This window comes from Exiguobacterium sp. UBA1053 (genome assembly GCF_002316465.1).
Classification (GTDB): Bacteria; Bacillota; Bacilli; order Exiguobacteriales; family Exiguobacteriaceae; genus Exiguobacterium_A; species Exiguobacterium_A abrahamii.
Genome location: NZ_DCDO01000003.1, coordinates 247,276 through 265,492, shown reverse-complemented (window position 1 = coordinate 265,492; position 18,217 = coordinate 247,276). Strand labels below are relative to the sequence as shown.

Here is an 18,217-nt window from a genome sequence, read left to right as displayed (position 1 = left end):
GATTCAGATGACAGTCAACTGGAATGAAACACGTTCGTTTTTAGAAAGCAAGATGCAGGCAAAACCGGAGATCGGATTGATTCTCGGTTCAGGACTGGGTGTCCTCGCGGATGAGATCGAAAATCCGATCGCGATTCCATATCATGAAATCCCGAACTTCCCAGTATCAACGGTCGAAGGACACGCGGGACAACTCGTCTTCGGTACTCTTGAAGGGAAACAAGTCGTTGCGATGCAAGGACGATTCCACTTCTACGAAGGATATTCGATGGACATGGTCACGTTCCCAGTCCGTGTCATGAAAGCGATCGGTGTCGAGACATTGATCGTCACGAACGCAGCGGGTGCTTGTAACGAAGCGTTCGAACCAGGTGATTTGATGTTGATCACAGATCACATCAACTTCTTCGGTACGAACCCATTGATCGGGAAGAACGTCGATGAGATGGGACCACGTTTCCCGGATATGTCGAAGCCGTATGATGCGGAATTACTTCGTCTCGCACAAGAAACAGCAGATGAACTCGGAATTCGTGTCCGTCAAGGTGTCTACTTCGGAAACACTGGTCCAACGTATGAGACGCCAGCAGAAGTCAAGATGGCACGGATGCTCGGTGGCGACGTCGTCGGTATGTCGACGGTCCCTGAAGTCATCGTTGCCCGTCATTCCGATATGCGAGTCCTTGGGATCTCATGTGTCTCGAACATGGCAGCAGGTATTCTCGACCAACCGTTACATCATGATGAAGTCATCGAAACGACAGAACGTGTCCGGGCACACTTCCTATCACTCGTTCGCGGTTCGATCAAAAAAATGTAACGACTGTTTATAAAACTCACAAAACACTCCTGAGGAGGAACTAGATTATGCGTATGGTAGATTTGATTGCAACAAAACGAGACGGTGGCGAACTCGCAACAGCTGATATTCAAGCAATGGTAGAAGGATTCACGAACGGTGAGATTCCAGATTACCAAATGTCAGCGATGTCGATGGCGATTTTCTATCAAGGAATGTCAGATCGTGAAATCGCTGATTTGACGATGGCGATGGTCAACTCGGGCGACGTGATCGACCTTTCACGTATCCACGGGAAAAAAGTCGATAAACACTCGACAGGCGGTGTTGGTGACAAGATCAGTCTGATCGTCGCACCACTCGTTGCGTCAATCGGTATTCCGGTTGCGAAGATGAGCGGTCGTGGACTCGGTCATACAGGTGGAACCATCGACAAACTCGAAGCGTTCCCTGGTTTTGACGTCGAGCTTTCTGAAGAAGCGTTCGTCTCACAAGTCAACGACATTAAGATGGCAATCATCGGTCAAACGGGTAACCTGACGCCTGCAGACAAAAAACTCTACGCCCTTCGTGACGTCACGGCGACGGTCAACTCGATCCCATTGATCGCAAGTTCGATCATGTCGAAAAAGATCGCAGCAGGAGCAGACAGCATCGTACTCGACGTCAAGACAGGTTCTGGTGCCTTCATGAAATCGTTTGAAGATGCAAAAGCACTCGCGACAGAGATGGTTTCAATCGGTAAGAGTGTCAACCGTAAGACGGTTGCTGTCATTACAGACATGGATCAGCCGCTCGGCTTTGAAATCGGAAACGCAAACGAAGTCAAGGAAGCGATCGAAGTCCTTCAAGGGAAAGATGTTCGTGACTTGAAAGTCATCGCCTTGACGATTGCATCACACATGGCAGTCCTCGGTGATTTCTACCCGACGTTTGACGAAGCATATGCGGATCTCGAAACACGTCTCGGTAACGGAGCAGCACTTGACGTCTTTAAAAAGTTCATCGCAGCTCAAGGTGGCGACGCGTCTCTCGTTGACGACATGACAAAAGCACTTGAAACGAAATACGAAAAAACATTCGTCGCTTCAAAAGCAGGTTATGTCTCTGAAATCATCGCTGACGAAGTCGGTGTTGCAGCAATGATCCTCGGTGCAGGACGCGCGACGAAAACAGATGAGATCGATCACGCAGCAAGCGTCACGTTGCACAAGAAAGTCGGCGACCGTGTCGAAGTCGGCGATGTCATCGCAACACTTCGTTCAAACAAAGAAACACTCGATCAAGCAATCGAAAAAATGGATCACGCGTACCATATCAGTGAAACGAAACCGGCAGAACGCCCGCTCGTTCACGCTGTTATCCAGTAAGCAATCCAATCAGCAATACTTAAGTAGTGGACTTCGTCCGCTACTTTTTTTATGGTAAAATTGTAAGTGTAAAAATATGGGAGGGGAGTATATGAAACGTTGGATAATCGGGATTGCCAGTCTAATTGGAGTCATCGGAGGTAGTGCCTTATTGATGACTTTCGCTTTTACACAGGACATGAACTCGGATGGAACGAAAGAGACTGAAGTACAGCGGAAAGCAAAAACTTACTTAGAACAGCATCTTCCGGAAGCGAAGGTGACCGGTAGTCTTTACGACAACATGGGCAATTTTCCATTTGAATATGCCGCACGCGCGATAGACGAAAAAACGAATACTGAGTTTTTCGTCTATCAACAAGAGGAGTCGGGGAGGTTCGTTGACTCGTATCATGCGTCACTTTGGGAAGATCGGTTAGAGCGACGGATCCCGTCGCCGACTCTCGAACAACTGAACAATCAATTGAGCGTGACCGTACTTTATGACAACGATAAAATACAGCATCTAGGTGACGCGCGTTTTGATTCAAAGGCTTATTTACGGAAGGAAGTCGCTCCGACGCTCTTAGTGGACGTTCCACGCAAGCGACACGAACAAGATAAAGCGCAGGTCACAGCGTGGGCAAAGTCGTTGCGCGAACAAAAGATTCTTCAACATATGACAGTCAAGGTCGATTATGTCTCGGAAAAAGGAGAATTGCTTGAGAACGGAGATTCGCTCTTCGTGAAGCTGTAAAATGGAGGGGAAAAATGAAAGTACGCGGTCCCCTTTCGATTTGTTATACTGGAAATACTTGTAATGAAAAGGGGGAACTCTCATGAAACCACCACGCTTACAAAAAGGGGATAAGATTGCCATCGTCTCGCCGGCGTCTGCTGTCGCAGCATACGTACCGCGTCGTCTCGCCCGCGGTATCGCAACACTTGAAAAAATGGGCTTCGAGGTCGTCTTAATGCCGAACGCAACGGCTGTTCATAGTCATACGGCAGGAACGATCGGGGAACGGCTGCAAGATTTACATATGGCGTTCGCAGATCCGTCAATCAAGGCAATTATCTCGACAATCGGTGGGTTTAACTCACACCAGCTACTCGACGAACTCGATTATGAATTGATCCGGAACAATCCGAAGATCTTCGTAGGTTACAGCGATATCACGGCACTGTTTGCTGGGATCTACCAGCAGACAGGATTGACGACGTTCGTCGGACCCGCACTGCTGACGCAGTTCGGTCAATTCGATGGTCTTGATCCGTATACAGAAGAATCGTTCAAACGTACGTTCATGCAGACGGAGCCGATCGGTCGGATCGAAGCGTCTGAGGAGTGGACAGATGAGGTTTTACGCTGGGATGTCGCAGACGACCGAAGACGAGAACATCAAGTGAACGCAGGGTACACAATCGTTAAGACCGGTGTCGCAGAAGGTCCGATTCTGACGGGGAACACGGGAACACTTTTACTGCTTGCCGGAACACCTTATTTGCCATCGTTTGACGGTGTCGTCTTGATGCTTGAGGATGACGAGAGTGAGACCCCGGAAACGATTGACCGGTATTTCACGCAATTGCGACACATGGGTGCGTATGACAAGATTGCGGCACTCGTCGTCGGACGATTCCCGCGAAGAGTCGATTTTGACCCGGACTTCCCGCTCAAAGACATCATTCTGCGCGCGACGCGGGGCTATGATTTCCCGATCATTCTCGATGCGGACTTCGGGCATACGGATCCTGTCACGACACTTGCGAATGGAATTCGAATTCGTGTCGAAGCAACGGATTCGGTGACACTCGATGTGTTAGAGGCAGCCGTCGAGTAAAAAGGTCTGCACGACGCCTTGAAATTTGGTACACTGTACCATGGAATCACGATCTTGAATCGTGACGAATCTCTTGCTGAAAAGCACGAAAGGTTGGTCAAACATGCAAAAAACTGGTCATATCTTATTAGAAGATGGAAATAAAATCGAATTCGAACTGTTCAACGATGAAGCACCGATCACGACTGAAAACTTCGAAAACCTTGCAAACTCGAACTTCTACGATGGATTGAACTTCCACCGTGTCATCCCAGGCTTCGTCTCACAAGGCGGATGCCCAATCGGAAACGGTACAGGCGGTTCAGGAAAAACGATTCCTTGTGAAACGTCAACATCATACCCACACAAACACAAGGCGGGTTCACTCTCGATGGCACACGCTGGTCGTAACACAGGATCAAGCCAATTCTTCATCGTACACGAGCCACAACCGCACCTCGACGGCGTACACACGGTCTTCGGACAAGTGACTTCAGGTCTCGAACATGCACAAAAAATGAAGCAAGGCGCTGGCATCAAAGAAATCCGCGTCGAAGCGTAAGTTCTTTCTCCTCTTCGAACGTTCGAAGAGGAGTTTTTCTTTTTTTAGAACCGGGTACAATCAGTAAGGGAACTCAACTCGAAAAGGAGTGTTTGTCATGCGTTTAGAAGGAAAACGAATCATCCAAGTCGTCAGCAATGACTTCGAGGATTTAGAATTATGGTATCCAGTCCATCGCTTACGTGAAGAAGGCGCAATCGTCGACATCGTCGGTGAGAAAGCGGATGAAACATATATCGGGAAGTACGGTGTCCCAATCAAATCGAATAAGACGTTCGATGAGATCAATCCAGCAGAATACGATGCGATTCTTGTTCCAGGTGGTTGGTCGCCCGATCTATTACGCCGCTTTGACTCTGTTTTGAACATGGTGCGTCATTTTGACCAGAACAAACAACCGATCGGTCAAATCTGCCACGCTGGTTGGGTGCTGATCTCTGCCGGCATCTTAAAAGGTGTCAACGTCACGAGTACGCCAGGAATCAAGGATGACATGACGAATGCGGGTGCAATTTGGCATGATGAAGCCGTCGTCGTCGACGGACATATCGTCTCGAGTCGTCGTCCGCCCGATCTACCGGACTACATGCGTGCCTTCATCCAAGTGATGGAAGAACAAGCGTGATTCAGATGCAGGGGACGTCACGTGACAGTCTCCTGCATTTTCATGGATTATGAAAAAAATGCAGTAATTCTGTGTGAGAAGGTGTAGAATGAATGAGTCTCAGTCGTTCATGCTCCTGAGAGTTGTTGAAATTAGGAAGGTGTAGAATCACATGCTAGTAAAATATAAGAAGTTGAATGAACGGACCGCGATGGGGCTGATCGCCTTTTCGTGCGAAGTGAAGGATCCGAAGTATTTGCTTGAAACGGTTCAAGCCTATGAACAGGAAGAAGACCAACGCTTGTATTTGTACAAACAAGATGAGGATTTCGTCGGTGTCATCGGGTTTCAATTAATGGATGGCCATGCTGAATTGAAACATATCGCATTATCACCATCGTTCCGTGGAGAACGGATGTCGTATCTCCTACTCGATGAAGCAGCCAAGCTTCTTCGAACGGATATTACGGGTGCGACCGAAGAGACGCAACGCCTCGTCGACAAATGGAAAAATCAATAAAAAGACCGGTCCATGGCTCAGATGGACCGGTCTCTTCGGTTTTGTAGCGCTTCTTGTCGTGCCGTGACGACATCCGTACGATCACGTAAACGGTGTTTATGCGTCACATAGTCGAGATCAGGTGCTGTCGCTTCAAGTGCGACGGCTCGGATGACGTCCGAAAAGACAGGCAACGGGATGTGTCGATAGACCTTATCCGTAAAATGGTCGCGATGATCGAGCAAATATGAGACGTCGATCCCAGACGCAATCAGTGTTGCCCGGTGACGTTCGATTTTATCGAATGCTTTCACATATGTCCGCTGTGCCCCAGTCGCATTTCCGCGGCGGTGATGATAGCGGGCGACGGCCAGTTGGATCAGACCGACAAGCGCCTCGTCCTGGCGTTGTCCTTCTTGCCAGACTTCCTCTAAGATTTCATGGCACTCGAAGTAATCGTGCCGGATGTTGAATTCAAATACGAATCGTTCAATCGGATTCATGGAATCACCTCTTCCTTGGAATATAACATAGTCGAACCCACCAGTTGTATGGTATACTAAGGCGCAAAAAACGTTGATGGGCAGGGAGAATCATGGAATCATACAGTGTAAAGATGGATGCGTTTGAAGGCCCGCTGGACTTGCTGTTACACTTGGTTGGTAAATTAGAAATCGATATTTATGATATATCCGTTTCCATGGTGACGGATCAATATGTGTCCTATATCCGTGCGATGCAGCATCTTGAACTAGATGTTGCTAGTGAATATCTTGTCATGGCAGCGACGCTGTTGCAACTGAAAAGCAAACAACTCTTGCCGATCGAACAGACGGAATACGATGAGATTCCTGATTTCGAGGAAGAACCGACACGAGAAGGTCTGATTCAACAGTTGATCGAGTATAAAGCGTATAAGGAAGCAGCACTCGTCCTTAAAGAAAAGGAAGAGGCACGCCTTGAGCTATTTTCGAAACAACCAGAGGATTTGATGCGTTATCTCGACACGGATGCACAAGAGTATAATGGTACGTTATCACTGAGTGATTTATTACGTGCCTATGAAAAAATGCGCCAACGGGAAGCTTGGAAGGTACGTCGCTCGAAGACGGTTAAACGGGAAGAACGGTCACTCGAACAACAGATGGAGTCCGTTGCCCGGTACGTCGCGACCCGGGAGCGTACGACATTTTTCGGCTTTTTTGCGGAGCAACCGACAGTCGAAGAACTAGTCGTCAGCTTCCTCGCTGTTCTAGAGCTCGTGAAGCAACGGGTCATTGATTGTGAACAGATGACCGATGATATCCTATTGCGGAGCATGGTGAAGGAGGAGAGTCAGATTGGCGTATGAACAAATCATTGAGAGCCTGTTATTCGTCGTCGGAGACGATGGGATCGATCCACGTGGTCTCAGTCAAGCGCTAGAGATCAGTGAAGCGGCAGCACGCGAACAGTTGCTGGCTCTTCAAACGACATTCGAAGCAGAGCAGCGTGTGTTGCAAATCGTGGAGTCGGGTGGTGTCTTTAAGATGGTGACACGAAAAGAGATGTCGCCATATATTCAGGCATATGCCGGTTCGCTCGCAGAAGATTCCTTGTCTCGAGCAGCGATGGAGACACTCGTCATCATCGCATACAAGCAACCCGTCACACGTGCTGACATCGAAGTCGTTCGTGGTGTGAAGACGGAGCGTGTCATCCATACGTTAAGTGCAAAAGGTTTGATTGAAGAGGCGGGACGTGCCAAAGGTGTCGGTCGCGCAAAATTGTATAAAACGACGGATCATTTCCTGGACCATTTTGGTCTGAATAGTATTGAAGAGTTACCGCCACTCGAGTTCGAAGAAACGTTCGAATCGGATGGAGATCTCTTCTTCCGGAATGATCCTTCATTAGAGGAGAGAGTGAATTAATGGAACGGTTACAAAAAATCATCGCACAAGCAGGTGTCGCTTCGCGGCGTAAAGCAGAGGAATTGATCACAGCAGGTCGCGTCAAGGTCAACGGAAAAGTCATCACGGAGCTTGGAACGAAAGTCGGAGCACGTGCGGAAGTCGAAGTAGACGGCGTGAAGCTCGAGCGGGAAGAGCACGTCTACTACATGCTCTATAAACCAACAGGTGTCGTCTCGACGGTTGAAGACGATAAAGGACGTAAGACGGTCGTCGATCTCGTACCACCTGGACACCGTGTCTTCCCAGTCGGTCGACTCGACTATAATACGAGTGGTCTTCTTTTAATGACGAATGACGGTGAATTCTCGAACCTCTTGCTTCACCCGAAATATAAGGTGCCGAAGCGTTACATCGTCAAAATCAAAGGCGTACCAGAATACTTCCACGTCAAAGGTCTTGAGAAAGGTGTCGTCTTACCGGATGGTTTCAAGACAGGGAAAGCACGTGTCGAGATGCGCGATATTGATAAGAAGAAAAACACGGCGATTCTTGAAATGGTCATCTACGAGGGACATAACCGCCAAGTCCGTCAAATGGTCGAGACACTCGGTTCGGAAGTCTTGAAGTTAAAACGTGAACAGTTCGGTTTCTTGACACTGGCAGGTCTTACTTCTGGCGAGTGGCGTGAACTTTCAAAAAAAGAAGTCAATCAATTGCGTGAGCTAGCGGATCCAGCCGCTCCACCTACGAAAAGACGTAAGAACACAAAAAAACGTTAATTTGTAAAGCGAGAAGCTCATCCTCCGGGTTGAGTTTTCTTTTTTTGTGACAAAACGATTAACGAATTTCACATTTTGTCAACGGTAAAGCGATTTCAAGTACAATATGGGTGGAGGCGGTAAAATATGAAAAAAACGAAACAAAATCCGGAAGAACGCTTAGCAGCGGCCCAGCAAAAAAAGAAGAAACGCTCCTTCTGGCGTCTGATGATCATGACGATTGTCTTGTTCGCCGGAGCAGTCGTCATCATGCAATTCGTCGATCAAGCGACACGTGATAAAAACGGTCGTGTCATGGCAGGCGATGATGCCCCTGGTTTCGCACTCGTCGATCTATATGGTGAGAAACAGCACTCGATGGACGAGTACAAAGGAAAAGGACTTTTACTCAATTTCTGGGGAACATTCTGTGAACCATGTAAGAAAGAGATGCCATTGATCAATGACAACTATCAGATGATGCAAGACCAAGGCGTCAATTTCGTAGCGGTCAATGTCGGTGAAACACCAGTTCGTGTCTCAAGCTTCATCAAGGATATTGGCGGAACGGACTATCCGATTCTCATGGATACGAACAGTTCGGTCGAGAAGGCTTACGGGATCTACAACTTACCTGTGACATTCATCATCAATAAAAAAGGTGAAGTCGTCGAGAAATATGAAGGTGAGATTGATCAAGCGAAGCTCGAAGAGATGGTGAAGAAGGCGAACGAGTAACGGCATCAAAGGGGGATTTAAGGATGCAGGAGCAAGAAGATTTCAAACAACTGGACATGCGTTACGAAGAAGCGGAGCTTCGATCGAAACGTAAGAATCCATCTTGGATCGACCGGGCATGGACGTTCTTCTCGTCCGTCAAGGTCGGGTTATGGTTGATTGCCTTGATCATCATCGCGAGTGGGGTCGGAACGATCTTCCCGCAAGAGATGTATATTCCACAGGCAACACCACCGGAAGAGTTTTATCAAAAGGAATACGGCACGGCAGGTGACATCTATTATACGTTAGGATTCCATAATCTATTTGAATCATGGTGGTATATCGGATTGATCACGCTTTTATTACTCTCGATCATCATCGTGTCGATCGACCGATTCTTCCCGCTCTACCGAGCACTGAAGAAACAACCGGTTATCCAGTCGGACCGTTTCATGAACGGTCAGCGATTTGGCGCGGAAGCGACTGGCGATGTCAAAAAAATCGATGCGATCGCACCGTTGCTTGAGAAAAAAGGCTATAAAGTCCGTCGACAAGACGGAGCACTCTTAGCTGAAAAGCAACGTTTCGGTCGATGGGGTCCATACATCAATCATATCGGACTCGTCTTATTCTTCGGTGGTGCGATGCTTCGAGTCGTACCAGGCATGCACGAAGATGAATTGCTTTGGCTCCGCGAAGGAGAGACGTTGCCGATCGAGGCGACGGACAATCAGTACTACTTGAAAAATGAAGCGTTCAACATCGAGTTCTATGATCCTGAGAAGGTCGATGAGAAGTTCAAGAAGTCACTTGAAGCAGCAGGCGGAAACGTACCGAAGAACTATGATACGAAGATGACGCTGTACAAGAAAGTCGGCGAAACATCCGATTTCAAACCGAAGCTTGAAGAAATCAAGTCAGGTGAGACGGCAGTCAACCGCCCATTCGAATTCGATGATTATCAAGTCTTCCAGGAACAATACGCGGCAGATCCGGAATTCAAGACGATGTCGTTTAATATCGTCAACCAGAAGACGGACAAAGTCGTCGATACGATCAAAGTCGACTTGCGTGATCCGAAAGAAACATATGCTTTAAAAGATGGATATGAAGTCGAACTGAAGGACTTCCTTCCGGACTTCGTCGTTAAAGATGGTCAGCCAACGACGAACTCGGGACGTCCAGTCAATCCAGCCTTCGTCTTTAGTATCAAGTCACCGGAACATCCGAAAGGTGAACGGAGTTTGATTGGGATCAAATTGAACGTCGGTGGAGATGAGAACCAGTACAAAATGGCATTCGCGGGTACGGAACTCTCGAACATCTCGGGTGTCCGGATTAAAAAAGATCTGACGCTACCGTTCCTGTTTGCAGGTGGTATCATCTTCATGGCAGGTCTATTGATCGGAATGTACTGGCCACACCGTCGTCTCTGGCTCAAAGAGAAGAACGGTCGGATCCAGATTGCTGGATTTACGAACAAAAATGCATTGGGGCTTCAAAAAGAAGCTAATCTCGCGTTGACGGAAGTCGGTCTACCAGAACTTGAGGATCGACAAAAGTTGCGGGAAGAGGGGGAAGCTAAATGAATTTGCTTCAGTTGAGCAGTAACCTGCTCCTTACATCATTCATCGTCTACCTCGTCAGTACAGGATTCTTCGCTGTAGCGACGAGTGGTAAAAAAGGACCGACGCGTTCTGGTAAAATCGCCTTTACGCTCGCGATCATCGGTTTCCTCGCGCAGCTCGGATATTTCTTCACGCGCTGGGCTGGAGCTGGGCACGTTCCAGTTTCGAACTTATATGAATACACGACATTCTTCGGCATGATGATGGTACTTGGTTTCTTGATCGTTTATGCCATCTACAAAAACAACGTCCTTGGCTTGATTGCGATGCCAGTTGCATTGCTCGTCATCGCCTATGCGTCGATGTTCCCGGATGAAGTCCAACCGTTGATCCCAGCACTACAAAGTGTTTGGCTCAAAATCCACGTCACGACGGCAGCGCTCGGCGAAGGGATTCTTGCCGTCAGCTTCGCGACGGGATTACTGTATCTGATTCACGCGACGGATTTCAGTAAGGAATCGAAAACACGGACGTGGCTCGAAGTCGTCATGTTCTCACTCGCATGTGTTGTCGGTTACATCTTAGTTGGGCTGTTGTTCAAAGCAACAGGTTCTGCATCGACGATCGAATACGTTGCGAAAAACGGTGCAACGATGACACATGACTACGCGATGCCGGTCTTGACAGGTCCTGAAGGCGGAAAAGTCTTATCGGGTTCAGGTGCCGTCATCGAATTACCGAACTTCTTGAACGCGAACAAAGTCAATACGGTCTTATGGTCGATCATTGGTGGCGTCGTCTTATACGTCTTGCTTCGCTTCGTCATTCTTCGCAAGCGTCTTGCTGAGAGCTTGAAGCCGATTGCGCGTAAGATTGATCTTGAGACAGCAGATGAGATCAGCTATCGTTCTGTTGCGATTGGTCTTCCGATCTTCATCCTGGGCGGTCTGATCTTCGCGATGATCTGGGCGCAAATGGCATGGAGCCGTTACTGGGGCTGGGACCCGAAAGAAGTATGGGCACTCATTACGATGCTCTTCTATGTCTTTTATCTCCACATGCGTATCCAGCGTGGGTGGATTGGTAAAAAATCAGCGTGGTTATGTGTCGGCGGATTTGCCGTCATCATGTTCAACCTCGTCTTCGTTAACCTTGTCGTAGCAGGATTACACTCGTACGCATAAGAAAAAGCAAGCAGCGGATCCGGAAACGGTCCGCTGCTTTTTCGTGTGCGTCTGACCGAAGTGTGCCTTTTCGGAGAAATCAGCCAGAGCAAGCCATTCTTTTCGTTTCATAGTATACTAAAAGAGTAGTAGGATAGAGGAGTAGAGTTTAGTTCATAGGAGGAGACAGCATGTCAGAAGAAGCACGTATTTTAGTCGTCGACGATGAAGAACGGATTCGTCGCCTGTTGAAGATGTATCTGGAGCGGGAAAATTTCACGATCGAGGAAGCAGACAATGGAGAGACGGCGCTTGAAATGGCGCTTGAGACAGAATACGATGTCATTCTCCTCGACTTGATGATGCCGAAGATGGACGGGATGCAAGTCTGTGAAGAACTGCGGAAAACGAAAGCGACGCCGATCGTCATGTTGACGGCAAAAGGCGAAGAGACGAACCGCGTCCATGGGTTTGAGATGGGGGCAGATGATTATATCGTCAAACCATTCAGTCCACGCGAAGTCGTCTTGCGTGTCAAAGCGATCCTTCGCCGGGCAAGTGCGACGAAATTCCTCCACACGGATGCGAAAACAAAAGATGTCATCGTCTTCCCACACTTGACGATCGACAATGATGCGCACCGCGTGACGGTTGAATCACAAGAAGTCAATTTAACACCAAAAGAATACGAACTCCTGTATTTCTTAGCAAAACAAACGGACAAGGTATTCTCGCGGGAACAATTACTCAAGGAAGTCTGGAACTATGAATTTTTCGGAGATCTACGGACGGTCGATACACACGTCAAACGTCTTCGTGAAAAGCTGAATCGTTTGTCTCCGAACGCCGCTCAAATGATCACGACGGTCTGGGGTGTCGGATACAAGTTCGAGAATAGTCCGACCTGACGATGAAATGGTTGCAAAGCGTTGTCATCAAACTATGGGGAACGATTCTGTTACTCGTTTCGGTCGTCTTGATCGCCTTGACGATCTTGTTACTTGAATTTTTCAACTCGTTCCATATCGAACAGGAACGGGGGCACCTAGCAAAGCTCGGTCAACAAGTCGAGACCGTCTTTCAGGCGCACTCCGGCATCGAGGAAGGGTCAAGTACTGCGGTCGAAATCACGGATATCTATGGCGCGACACTGATTGCAAAGACGCAGGATGATTCCGTCGAAGCGAATATCTCACAAGCGAAGGCGAACCGGATCATCAAGGAACTCGAACGTCAGAACTGGAAAGCAATTGATGGTGAAGAAGGCGAGACGGCGATCGGCAACTATGAGACCTTCGATGGAAAAGCAGCACTCGCGTATCGGGCACCGCTCATTACGGACAGTGGCAACGGAACGATCTACTTGATCGAGCAATTGACGAACATCGAACAGGCGAATGAGGGAGCACGTCAAATCATTCAGCTCTGTGTCCTGTTAGCGATTATCGGGACGACCGTCTTTGCCTTCTTCCTCTCGACACGAATCACGGCACCACTGCGGACGATTCGTCAAGCTGTCGTTGAGGCCGGTGAAGGAAAGTTTGATCAGAGCCTGACGCAACGTTCGCGTGATGAGATCGGTGACTTAGCGCTTGCGTTCAATGAAATGAGTAGTCAGCTCAATCAATACGTCACGGATCTCGACAAGGAGCGGCATTTACTCTCCTCGATTCTACGCTGTATGGCAGATGGCGTGCTGACGTTCTCGAAATCAGGTGAGCTCCTCGCGACGAATCCACCAGCTGAAGCCTTTTTGGCAGGTTCTCCCGTACCGGATGAACTGATTGAGTTATTCCAGACGGTCATGCGTGAAGAGACGGAGATGACGGTCTCCTTTGAACGAGAGGGACGCTTCTACATCATCATCGTCAGTCCGTTACTCGAACAAGAAGAACAGATCGGAGCGGTCGCCGTCCTGCGTGATATGACGGAAGCGCAGCAGCTCGAGAAGATGCGTGCTGATTTCGTCGCGAACGTCAGTCATGAATTACGGACGCCACTCGTCATGTTGCAAGGGTACTCAGAAGCGATTGTCGACGGCATGACCGAAAGTGACGAGGCGACGAAAGAATTCGCATCAATCATCTATGACGAGTCCCAAAGACTGTCGAGACTTGTTAACGATCTTCTTGATCTTGCGCGAATGGAGGCGGGATATCAGGAGTTACGGATTGAATTCGTCGAAGCAATACCTTTTGCAAAGCGGGTGATCAAGAAGTTCAAACAGATGGGACGCGATAAACAGGTTACCTTCTCGGTTTCTGGTCCGAACATCGCGTTTGAAGCAGACCCTGATCAGATGGAGCAAGTCTTGACGAACCTCCTCGGTAACGCCCTGCGTTATACGGAGAACGGTGAAATCAAGATTAAGATTGATGAAGATAGGGAAAACATTACATTATCCGTCATTGATTCGGGTGATGGAATCCCAGAAGAAGATCTACCGTTCGTCTTTGACCGTTTTTATAAAGCGGATAAAGCGCGGACACGTGGCAAGACGGGTACAGGAATCGGTCTTGCGATCGTGGCGAATGTCGTCCGAGCTCATGGTGGTGAAGTCGAAGTCGACAGCCGCTTGGGAGAGGGAGCGACCTTCCGGATCCGATTACCGAAAAAACAAGGGAAGCGAACATTATGAGTCGCTTCCTTTCGCTATAGGAGTGAATGAAAAATGAAAATTTACACGAAGTCTGGTGACGAAGGAGAAACATCTCTCGTTGGTGGGAGAGTCAAAAAAAATGATCGTTTGATCAGCTTGATGGGAGAACTCGACGAATTGAACAGTTTCGTCGGACTTGCCCGGACGAAAGCATCATCAATCGAGGTGCGGGAACAACTGACAGTGATTCAGCACGCCTTGTTCGATTGTGGCAGTGACTTAATGTATGTCGAACCGCGTCCGTCACGCTTGAGTCAAGAAGCGACGGTTGATTTAGAAAGTTGGATCGACACGTTAACGGAGTTATCGCCGCCGCTCGATAAGTTCATCTTGCCCGGTGGAACGGAAGCAGCTGCAACATTACACGTGGCACGGACGGTCTGTCGTCGCGTTGAACGTTCGATGATCGATGTTCCTCAAGCGGCTCATTTGTTACCGTTCATCAACCGACTCAGTGACTTCTTCTTTACAGCAGCCCGTTACGAGAATGCCGTCAAACAAAAAGCAGATATTGAATATGTCCGCAGTGCGCATGTATTCAAACGAAAGGATGGAGAGCAATGAGTCAGTCATTTAGCACATGGAAAAAGGAAGGAACGAGCTACCATCTCGTTCCGACCGACAAATTCAAGACGACGACGATTCTCGTCACATTTTCAGCACCGTTAGAAGCGAAGACGCTGACAAGCCGTGCAATCCTACCATACATCATGGAAAAATCGACAGCCGCTTATCCGTCGATGAAAGCGTTACGTGAACCGCTTGAAACACTATATGATGCGGGACTTTATGCAGACGCGTCGAAGTTCGGAGAAGAGCATGTCATCTCATTCCAACTCGATGTCGTCCGGGGAGAACTCGTCCATCATCCGTCGTTGTTAAAAGAAGCACTCGAATTGCTCGAGCAAATGGTGCTGTATCCAGATTTGACGGAAGGTGGCTTCCGTGAACAGTTCGTCAAACAAGAAAAACGATTGCATGCCTTACGGATCAGTTCATTATATGATGATAAAATGCGCTATGCACAGCAACGTCTTCTTGAATTAATGGCACCAGGTGAAGCCGTCGCGTTGCCATCGCTTGGAACACTCGAAGAACTCGAACAGATCACCCCGTCATCCTTGCGTGATACATACCGTTCGATGATTGAAGACGACCGGATTGATGTCTTCGTCGTCGGACATGTAACGAAGGAGGAAATGGAAGACGCTCTATCATTCTTGCCATCGCATTCTGAAAAAATCAGTCATTACATTCCGGCCCAAAAAGCAGTCAATGGTGTAAAACGGTCGAGTGAAACGCAACCGATCAAGCAAGGTAAATTGCATCTTGGTTACCGGGTAGCGGTCGATCCGACATCTGCTGACTCGATTCGGATGCAAATCGTCAATGGTCTGTTCGGTGGCTTCCCGCATTCAAAACTGTTCATGAATGTCCGTGAAAAAGAGAGTCTCGCGTATTATGCGGCTTCACGGTATGCGGCATTGAACAGTGCACTCTATGTTTATGCAGGGGTCGACACGAAAGAAGCGGAACGTGCCGAGAAAATCATCTTGGAACAACTCGTTGATTTGAAAGCAGGACAGTTCACGGATGAAGAATTGACACAGACGAAGGCGATGCTGATCAATGCGCGTCGTCAAATCCTTGATCAGCCAGGTCAATTGATTGGTTGGTTGAATGGTTCGAAGATGCGTGGACTGACACTGGAGGATGAGATTCATATCATTGAGACGGCGACACGAGAAGACGTCGTTCGATTATCAGCGGCAATCGATCTTGATGCCGTATATCTATTGCGAGGTGAAGCATGATGGAACAACTGACCTATCACGATACAGACGAAACGGTATACCACGAGCAACTCGATAACGGGCTCTCCGTCTATTTGTTGCAAAAAAAAGGGTACGAAAAGACGTACGCGACGTTTACGACACGTTATGGTTCGATTGATCAACGCTTTAAAAAAGGGGAGGAATGGATCACGGTACCGGACGGCATCGCCCATTTCCTCGAGCATAAGATGTTCGAATCCGAAAAAGGGGACGTCTTCCAAGAGTTTGGTCGTCTCGGTGCCTCTGCGAATGCCTTTACCTCGTTCTCGCGGACAGCGTACTTGTTCTCAGCGACGTCGCTGATCGAACAAAACCTCGAGACGTTGATCGATTTCGTACAAGATCCCTACTTCACGCCGGAGAGTGTTGAAAAAGAGAAGGGGATCATCACGCAAGAAATCCAGATGTACCAAGATAATCCGGGATGGCGTCTGTTCTTCGGTCTGATCGAATCGATGTATGCATCGCATCCAGTCCGGATCGATATCGCGGGAACACCGGAATCGATCAATCAAATCACAGCCGATGATTTGTACACGTGCTACCGTACGTTCTATCATCCATCGAACATGGTGTTGTTCGTCGTCGGAAACATCGACCCGGAAGAGACACTGGCATTGATCAAGGCGAACCAGGCGAAGAAGGACTATACGGATCGCCCGGCAATCGAACGAGATTACGGTCAAGAGCCGCATGGCGTACATCGTCCACGCTTTGAACTCGAGCTCGACGTTAAGACACCTAAGGTATTGATCGGTTACAAGGACGAATCGCTTCGCGGTGAGGAACAAGTCCGCCGTGAGTTAACGAGTGAACTGCTGTTACATCTCTTGTTCGATCAGACATCATCGACGTATTTGGAACTGTATGAAGACGGTCTGATTGACGATACGTTCAGCTTTGATTACTCGAGTGAGGAAGAGTTCGCCTTTGCGACGTTCGGGATGGAAACGGAAGATCCAGACAAGTTCATCCAAGCGTATGAGACGCTCCTGCAAACACGTCCTGACTTTACGGAAGACGAAGTCACACGCAAGCGGAACATGATGCAAGGGAAGTTCCTCCGTGCCTTGAATTCACCGGAATTCATCGCGAATCAGTTCTCGCGTCACGCACTTGCCGGTACGAACCTGTTCACGCTTCCTACGTTGATTGCTTCGATTACGAAAGAAGAGATTGAAGCCCGCTTCGACGAGTTGTTCGCCATTGAAAACCGGGCGATCTCAATCGTCAAACCGTACGCGTGATGCGAATCCTCATCACCGGTGCGAGTGGCGCCATTGGTCTTGCGGCAGCAAAACAACTCGCTGCCGCCGGACATGAATTGGTGCTTCAGACGTATCGACAGCAAGCGGTTTTAGAACGGATGATAGAGGAGTGGCAAGGCGAGCACCACATCCTGACTGCGAACTTAGCAGACGAGGAGGACTTGCAGGCATTTTGTGCGGCATTACCTGTCGTTGATGCCTTCGTCCATTGTGCCGGAACGAGTTATAGCGGTCTGTTGCTCGATCAATCGGCAACATCAATGCACGAACTTTGGAAAATCCATGTCGAGGCGTTGATGCGTATCAGCCAAACCGTAACACGGACGAAACCGTTCACGTCGAAGCTTGCGATCGTCGTCATCAGTAGTGTATTAGGGGAACAAGGTGTCGCGGGTGAGGTCGTCTATTCGACGTGCAAGGCGGCACAGCTCGGATTCGTCAAGGCATACAGCAAGGAACTTGGACCGATGCACGGACGCATCAACGCGATCACGCCGGGGTGGATCGATACGCCGATGAACGCGATTTTCTCGGAAGATGAAAAGGAACAAGCGATCGCTGAAATCCCAGCCGGTCGATTCGGGAAAGTAGAAGAAGTGGCTTCTGCCATCCGTTACTTAGTGCAACCTGAATCAAGTTATGTGTCCGGAGCCATCCTTAAAATAGATGGCGCGTGGATGTAGGTGATGGAATTTCAGTTCAGGAATGCTTTTCA

General features: G+C 48.6%; 20 protein-coding genes. 19 read left to right on the top strand and 1 reads right to left on the bottom strand.

Annotation, left to right across the window (positions count from 1 at the left end):
* Nucleotides 1–7: 7 nt before the first annotated feature.
* The 7 genes from B3G15_RS02340 to B3G15_RS02310 all read left to right on the top strand — a co-directional run bounded on the left by B3G15_RS02340 (nt 8) and on the right by B3G15_RS02310 (nt 5,657).
* The gene (locus B3G15_RS02340; protein ID WP_029341181.1) at nt 8–820 is read left to right on the top strand and encodes a purine-nucleoside phosphorylase; all 813 of its coding nucleotides are present in this window, start codon (nt 8–10) and stop codon (nt 818–820) included.
* A 47-nt stretch (nt 821–867) separates the two neighbouring features.
* Nucleotides 868–2,169 (top strand): pyrimidine-nucleoside phosphorylase, encoded by a 1,302-nt coding sequence (locus B3G15_RS02335; protein WP_214747751.1) that lies wholly within the window; start codon nt 868–870, stop codon nt 2,167–2,169.
* A gap of 91 nt (nt 2,170–2,260) precedes the next feature.
* Complete coding sequence (locus tag B3G15_RS02330; RefSeq protein WP_290715194.1) at nt 2,261–2,905, top strand: hypothetical protein; 645 nt, start codon at nt 2,261–2,263, stop codon at nt 2,903–2,905.
* A gap of 82 nt (nt 2,906–2,987) precedes the next feature.
* On the top strand, nt 2,988–3,992 hold the full coding sequence (locus B3G15_RS02325; protein WP_290715192.1) for a S66 family peptidase: 1,005 nt from the start codon (nt 2,988–2,990) through the stop codon (nt 3,990–3,992).
* A gap of 103 nt (nt 3,993–4,095) precedes the next feature.
* Nucleotides 4,096–4,533: a peptidylprolyl isomerase gene (locus tag B3G15_RS02320; RefSeq protein ID WP_023467682.1), complete on the top strand. Its 438-nt coding sequence runs from the start codon at nt 4,096–4,098 to the stop codon at nt 4,531–4,533.
* 97 nt (nt 4,534–4,630) lie between these two features.
* Nucleotides 4,631–5,158, top strand: a complete 528-nt coding sequence (locus B3G15_RS02315) for a type 1 glutamine amidotransferase domain-containing protein (RefSeq protein WP_035398198.1) — start codon at nt 4,631–4,633, stop codon at nt 5,156–5,158.
* A 151-nt stretch (nt 5,159–5,309) separates the two neighbouring features.
* A complete protein-coding gene (locus tag B3G15_RS02310) occupies nt 5,310–5,657 on the top strand; it encodes a GNAT family N-acetyltransferase (RefSeq protein WP_023467684.1) in 348 nt (115 codons plus the stop codon).
* 17 nt (nt 5,658–5,674) lie between these two features.
* On the opposite strand, the gene B3G15_RS02305 is transcribed toward B3G15_RS02310, so the two are convergent.
* Entirely contained in the window at nt 5,675–6,139 is a 465-nt protein-coding gene (locus B3G15_RS02305) for a DUF309 domain-containing protein (protein WP_290715188.1), read from the bottom strand.
* A 92-nt stretch (nt 6,140–6,231) separates the two neighbouring features.
* Between B3G15_RS02305 and B3G15_RS02300 the strand changes: the two genes are divergently transcribed.
* From B3G15_RS02300 to ymfI, 12 genes are all read left to right on the top strand, one after another.
* Nucleotides 6,232–6,987: a segregation/condensation protein A gene (locus B3G15_RS02300; RefSeq protein ID WP_023467686.1), complete on the top strand. Its 756-nt coding sequence runs from the start codon at nt 6,232–6,234 to the stop codon at nt 6,985–6,987.
* Nucleotides 6,977–7,549 carry an SMC-Scp complex subunit ScpB gene (gene scpB / locus B3G15_RS02295; protein WP_023467687.1) on the top strand — a complete coding sequence of 191 codons (573 nt, stop codon included), beginning with the start codon at nt 6,977–6,979 and terminating at the stop codon, nt 7,547–7,549. Before B3G15_RS02300 ends, scpB begins: the two co-directional genes overlap by 11 nt.
* Nucleotides 7,549–8,310: a pseudouridine synthase gene (locus B3G15_RS02290; RefSeq protein WP_023467688.1), complete on the top strand. Its 762-nt coding sequence runs from the start codon at nt 7,549–7,551 to the stop codon at nt 8,308–8,310. The genes scpB and B3G15_RS02290 overlap by 1 nt, the downstream gene beginning before the upstream one ends.
* 126 nt (nt 8,311–8,436) lie before the next feature.
* Entirely contained in the window at nt 8,437–9,027 is a 591-nt protein-coding gene (resA, locus tag B3G15_RS02285; RefSeq protein ID WP_023467689.1) for a thiol-disulfide oxidoreductase ResA, read from the top strand.
* Between the two features lie 23 nt (nt 9,028–9,050).
* On the top strand, nt 9,051–10,598 hold the full coding sequence (gene resB / locus B3G15_RS02280) for a cytochrome c biogenesis protein ResB (RefSeq protein WP_081637418.1): 1,548 nt from the start codon (nt 9,051–9,053) through the stop codon (nt 10,596–10,598).
* A complete protein-coding gene (gene ccsB, locus B3G15_RS02275) occupies nt 10,595–11,761 on the top strand; it encodes a c-type cytochrome biogenesis protein CcsB (protein ID WP_023467691.1) in 1,167 nt (388 codons plus the stop codon). The genes resB and ccsB overlap by 4 nt, the downstream gene beginning before the upstream one ends.
* 170 nt (nt 11,762–11,931) lie before the next feature.
* Nucleotides 11,932–12,648: a response regulator transcription factor gene (locus tag B3G15_RS02270; RefSeq protein ID WP_023467692.1), complete on the top strand. Its 717-nt coding sequence runs from the start codon at nt 11,932–11,934 to the stop codon at nt 12,646–12,648.
* Between the two features lie 2 nt (nt 12,649–12,650).
* Nucleotides 12,651–14,378, top strand: coding sequence for an ATP-binding protein (locus B3G15_RS02265; RefSeq protein ID WP_290715180.1), 1,728 nt, complete (start codon nt 12,651–12,653; stop codon nt 14,376–14,378).
* 33 nt (nt 14,379–14,411) lie between these two features.
* On the top strand, nt 14,412–14,963 hold the full coding sequence (locus B3G15_RS02260) for a cob(I)yrinic acid a,c-diamide adenosyltransferase (RefSeq protein ID WP_029341191.1): 552 nt from the start codon (nt 14,412–14,414) through the stop codon (nt 14,961–14,963).
* A complete protein-coding gene (gene yfmF, locus B3G15_RS02255) occupies nt 14,960–16,213 on the top strand; it encodes an EF-P 5-aminopentanol modification-associated protein YfmF (RefSeq protein ID WP_290715178.1) in 1,254 nt (417 codons plus the stop codon). Before B3G15_RS02260 ends, yfmF begins: the two co-directional genes overlap by 4 nt.
* On the top strand, nt 16,210–17,481 hold the full coding sequence (yfmH, locus tag B3G15_RS02250) for an EF-P 5-aminopentanol modification-associated protein YfmH (RefSeq protein ID WP_290715176.1): 1,272 nt from the start codon (nt 16,210–16,212) through the stop codon (nt 17,479–17,481). The genes yfmF and yfmH overlap by 4 nt, the downstream gene beginning before the upstream one ends.
* Nucleotides 17,481–18,185 carry an elongation factor P 5-aminopentanone reductase gene (gene ymfI / locus B3G15_RS02245; protein WP_215084644.1) on the top strand — a complete coding sequence of 235 codons (705 nt, stop codon included), beginning with the start codon at nt 17,481–17,483 and terminating at the stop codon, nt 18,183–18,185. Before yfmH ends, ymfI begins: the two co-directional genes overlap by 1 nt.
* Nucleotides 18,186–18,217 lie beyond the last annotated feature (32 nt).